Origin of the sequence: Sphaerotilus sp. (genome assembly GCF_041083715.1) — a bacterium.
In the GTDB taxonomy this organism is placed as follows: Bacteria; Pseudomonadota; Gammaproteobacteria; order Burkholderiales; family Burkholderiaceae_C; genus Sphaerotilus.
Genome location: NZ_JBFPGY010000058.1, coordinates 1 through 3,889, shown reverse-complemented (window position 1 = coordinate 3,889; position 3,889 = coordinate 1). Strand labels below are relative to the sequence as shown.

5 protein-coding genes are annotated in these 3,889 nt (G+C 63.9%); 1 reads left to right on the top strand and 4 read right to left on the bottom strand.

Annotation, left to right across the window (positions count from 1 at the left end; translation table 11 throughout):
* Positions 1–1,229 (top strand): TRAP transporter large permease (locus AB3X43_RS02860; protein ID WP_369428377.1); only part of this gene is annotated, 1,229 nt, incomplete at its 5' end.
* Positions 1,230–1,324: 95 nt separating this feature from the next.
* On the opposite strand, the gene AB3X43_RS02855 is transcribed toward AB3X43_RS02860, so the two are convergent.
* The 4 genes from AB3X43_RS02855 to AB3X43_RS02840 form a co-directional block, all read right to left on the bottom strand.
* A complete protein-coding gene (locus AB3X43_RS02855) occupies positions 1,325–2,167 on the bottom strand; it encodes a family 16 glycosylhydrolase (RefSeq protein WP_369428376.1) in 843 nt (280 codons plus the stop codon).
* 221 nt (positions 2,168–2,388) lie between these two features.
* Complete coding sequence (infA, locus tag AB3X43_RS02850; protein WP_179634929.1) at positions 2,389–2,649, bottom strand: translation initiation factor IF-1; 261 nt, start codon at positions 2,647–2,649, stop codon at positions 2,389–2,391.
* 28 nt (positions 2,650–2,677) lie between these two features.
* Entirely contained in the window at positions 2,678–3,427 is a 750-nt protein-coding gene (locus AB3X43_RS02845; RefSeq protein WP_369428375.1) for a class I SAM-dependent methyltransferase, read from the bottom strand.
* A gap of 170 nt (positions 3,428–3,597) precedes the next feature.
* The coding region (locus AB3X43_RS02840; protein WP_369428374.1) for a hypothetical protein at positions 3,598–3,889 on the bottom strand (292 nt) is incomplete at its 5' end.

Sequence of the window (3,889 nt, the reverse complement as noted above, 5' to 3'; positions counted from 1 at the left end):
TGCCCATCGCCTTCGCGTTCGGCCTGGCGACGATGTCCTACATCGCCTTCGCCACCAGCACGCCGCTGTTCATCGTGCCCAACCGCCTGCAGGAGGGCATGTCGCACCTGATCCTGCTGGCGGTGCCGCTGTTCGTCTTCCTCGGTGCACTGATCGAGATGACCGGCCTGGCCAAGGCCATGATCGACTTCCTCGTCAGCCTGATCGGCCATGTGCGCGGCGGCCTGCAATACGTGCTGCTGGGCGCGATGTACCTGGTCTCGGGAATCTCCGGCGCCAAGGCGGCCGACATGGCGGCGGTGGCCCCGGCACTGTTCCCCGAGATGCGCAAGCGCGGCACCAGCGACGGCGACCTGATCGGCCTGCTCTCGGCTTCGGGGGCGATGTCCGAGACCATCCCGCCGTCGATCGTGCTGATCACCATCGGCTCGGTCACCGGCGTCTCCATCACCGCACTGTTCATTGGCGGTCTGATGCCCGCCGTGGTTGGCATGCTGGCCATGGCCGTGGTGGTCTGGTGGCAGACGCGCGGCGAGGACATGAGCGGCGTGGTCCGTGCCAGCCGGCGCGAGGTCGGCCGGCTGCTGCTGGTGGCGCTGCCGGCGCTGGCACTGCCTTTCATCATCCGCACCGCGGTGGTGGAAGGCGTGGCCACCGCCACCGAGGTCTCGACCATCGGTATCTTCTACACCGTCTTTGCCGGTCTGGTGATCTACCGCCGCTTCAACTGGAAGGCCCTCTATCCCATGCTGCTGGACACGGCCGCCCTGTCCGGCGCCATCCTGCTGATCGTCGGCTGTGCCACTGCCATGGCCTGGGCTCTGACGCAGAGCGGCTTCTCGCAAGACCTCGTGCGCCTGCTCACCTCGGTGCCCGGCGGGCAGATGGGCTTCCTGCTGGTTTCGGCACTGGCCTTCGTGGTGCTGGGCAGCGTGCTGGAAGGCATCCCCGCCATCGTGCTGTTCGGCCCGCTGCTGTTCCCCATCGCCCGCATGATGGGCGTGCACGAGGTGCACTACGCCATGGTGGTGGTCTTCGCGATGGGCCTGGGCCTGTTCTCGCCGCCCTTCGGTGTGGGCTTCTACGCCGCCTGCGCCATCGGCCGGGTCTCGCCCGACGTGGCCATTGGCCGAGTCTGGCCGCACTTGGCCGCACTCTTGGTGGCCTTGCTGGTGCTGATTGGTGTGCCCTGGGTGTCGATCGGATTCCTTGCCAAATCGATCACGTGAGCGCTCGCAAGCGCACCCAGAAGTAGGCAGACCAGAACTGGAGAATGCGGCCGGGTGCGCTTACGGTCGCACAACATTCGCGGGAAGCCACCGAATCAGGTTGCAGCACGGACCTCGCGCCGACGGCGCCAGGCGAGCAGACCTGCACCGGTCGACAGCAGCAGGGCTGAGGCTGGCTCAGGAACGGGCGTCACGGCGGATTCGAACGCGATACTGTCGAAGTACGCGCGGGTGGCTGTGCCGGAATAGGTACCGAACAGGGAGACGGTGCTGGGGCTGGCAGCCCACACATCGCTGACGATGTAGCCGTCGGCCGTGGGCAGCGTGCCGCTGGCCACGCTGAAGACTTCGTTGTTGTCGACATACCAGTGCAGCGCACCTGCACTCGAATCGAAGGCATAGGTGTGCAGACCGGCAGAGGCATCGAAGCCCAGGCTGATGGTCTGGTACTGCGCTCCGACGCCTGCCTGAAAGTAGCTGACCTGCAGCCGGGTCGGATCCTGGCCCTGGATGTGCATGCCGACCAGATCGGTCGGTGTACCCACCAGAGAACCGGTGTACTTCATGAAGTCCGTGACCACACCCGATCCAGTGGCCGCCTGCAGCACCGCCGTGTAGCGGCCCAGACCATACGTGTCCGTGCTGACCAGCTGACCCGATGCGGACGAACGCCCCCCGCACTGCTCTGGCGCCATGGAACATGGCGAACTGTTCAGGCGCAGCTGCATCTCACCACTCGCATAGGCAATGTGGTCCGCCCGCCAATCGTTGTTCACCGGTTCGCCGGCAAGCACATCATTCGAACGGATCCAGCGGCTGGTGTCCTGGCTGTCGAGTCCGTCCAGAAACGACGTGCCCGTTGCATGGGCAAGACCGGACAACGGAAACAGGACCAGTGCCAGTGCGAGCGACTTGAGAGGACGGGGATAAACAGGCATGAGTGGGTGCAATCTGGGTTAATTCGACCAATCTGAAAAATCAGACCGTGTTCATGACCCGGAGACTAGGGATTGCAGGCCCGCTCCACACCCCCTCGAACAGGGACTTCCACACACTTGTCCGGCATCAAGCCGATCGAATGTGAAAAATTCACCTGGCGAACGACCAACCCGACCGTGTTCGCCCCCTCACCGCCCCGCAGCGGGGAGTCACCCGTGTATCAACGGCGCGCGCCGCCGTGCGATGGGGCCGGACCGCGGCGCTCGATGTGACGGAAGGTGATGCGACCCTTCGTCATGTCGTAGGGCGACAGTTCCAGCGACACCGCGTCACCCGCCAGAATGCGGATGTGGTGCTTGCGCATCTTGCCGGAGGTGTAGGCGATCAGTTGATGGCCGTTCTCCAAGGTCACGCGAAAACGCGAATCGGGGAGCACTTCAGTGACGCTGCCATTCATGGCGATCAGTTCTTCTTTGGCCAAACGGGGCCTCCTGTGAAATGGATGGAACTCAAGACGCGGACCCGCATGGCGAACCCGCTGCCGATGCGACTCGGCGGTAATGCAGCAATCGGCCGCTGTACGGATTGTCCTTCGCCGACTGGAGCCGGCGTATCGGTGTCTCGTTCAGCGTGTAACCCATCGCCGCCATGCGGCGGTGAAACGGCGATCGGTTGCCACGGTTGGGATCAATGATCATCACCTCGCACACGGGAGCACCGTGGCGGCCAATGAAGGACGACAGCACCCCTGCATCGTCCCGCTCGTAGAGCACGTCGCTGCCGATGATCAGGTCGAACAGTCCCTCGACCTTCGGACCGAAGACTGCCTGGTGGGTGTCCACCTGCAGGCTCTTCGTCGACGCCTCCTGCGCACCCCAATGCCCGTGGCAATACGGCATCGGCGGCAATTCGTTCAATCTCAGATTCTCGCGCAGAAAGCTGCCAGCCAATGGATGACAGTCGCTTGCCGTGACATCAACGCCGCGCCGATGTGCCACCAGACTGGCCAGACCAAGGCCACAGCCGATTTCAAGAATGCGCTCGGCCACCCGCAATGGCCTGGTCGCCATGACCGCTGCCAGGTGCAGCCCGGAGGGCCAGACCAGACCGAACAGTGGCCATGCAGCCGAAGAAATACCCAGTCCTTGCGCATCTCCCTGCGGATCGGCGAATTGCTGGCGGTCCAGCAACGACCGAATGTTGAGCGCCGCCGCACCGATCACATCAATGATCTCGTGCTTGAGCAGGTATCCCGGCATGCGAGGCGAGTCCTCTTGGGCCGCCGGAACCCGACCAACAGGAACACGGCCAGTGAATGGGCGCTAGCGCGACGCAAAAACAAAACCGCTGCAAAGTCGAGATGACTTTGCAGCGCACCGGTGCAGTTTACTCTTGCAATGCCATCTTGACAAATCGGCAGACCCGACGGTCATTTCGCTCGGGTAGCCAATTGCGCGCACACATTGCGCCCGGTGACGGTGAGGCGCAGGCTGCCCCCATGCCACTCCATCCAGTTCAGCGCCACGTAGTCCTCGATGAGCGAGGTATCGATCAGGTCTGCACGACGGCGGGTCAGGAATTCGACCGTCGGCAGCAGCGCCGCCCGCAGCGCGTCAGCGCGCGTTCCCTGCACTTCCCGTCCCTTCTGGGCGGAGGGTGGCCGTGAACCGGTCATGGTGCTCTCCAGTCGTTGAGAAACGATAGCACCATTCATGCCCGCC

Excerpts from the sequence above, each read along its gene's own strand:
- AB3X43_RS02855 (WP_369428376.1), bottom strand. The coding sequence starts at position 2,167 with ATGCCTGTTTATCCCCGTCCTCTCAAGTCGCTCGCACTGGCACTGGTC.
- AB3X43_RS02845 (WP_369428375.1), bottom strand. The coding sequence starts at position 3,427 with ATGCCGGGATACCTGCTCAAGCACGAGATCATTGATGTGATCGGTGCG.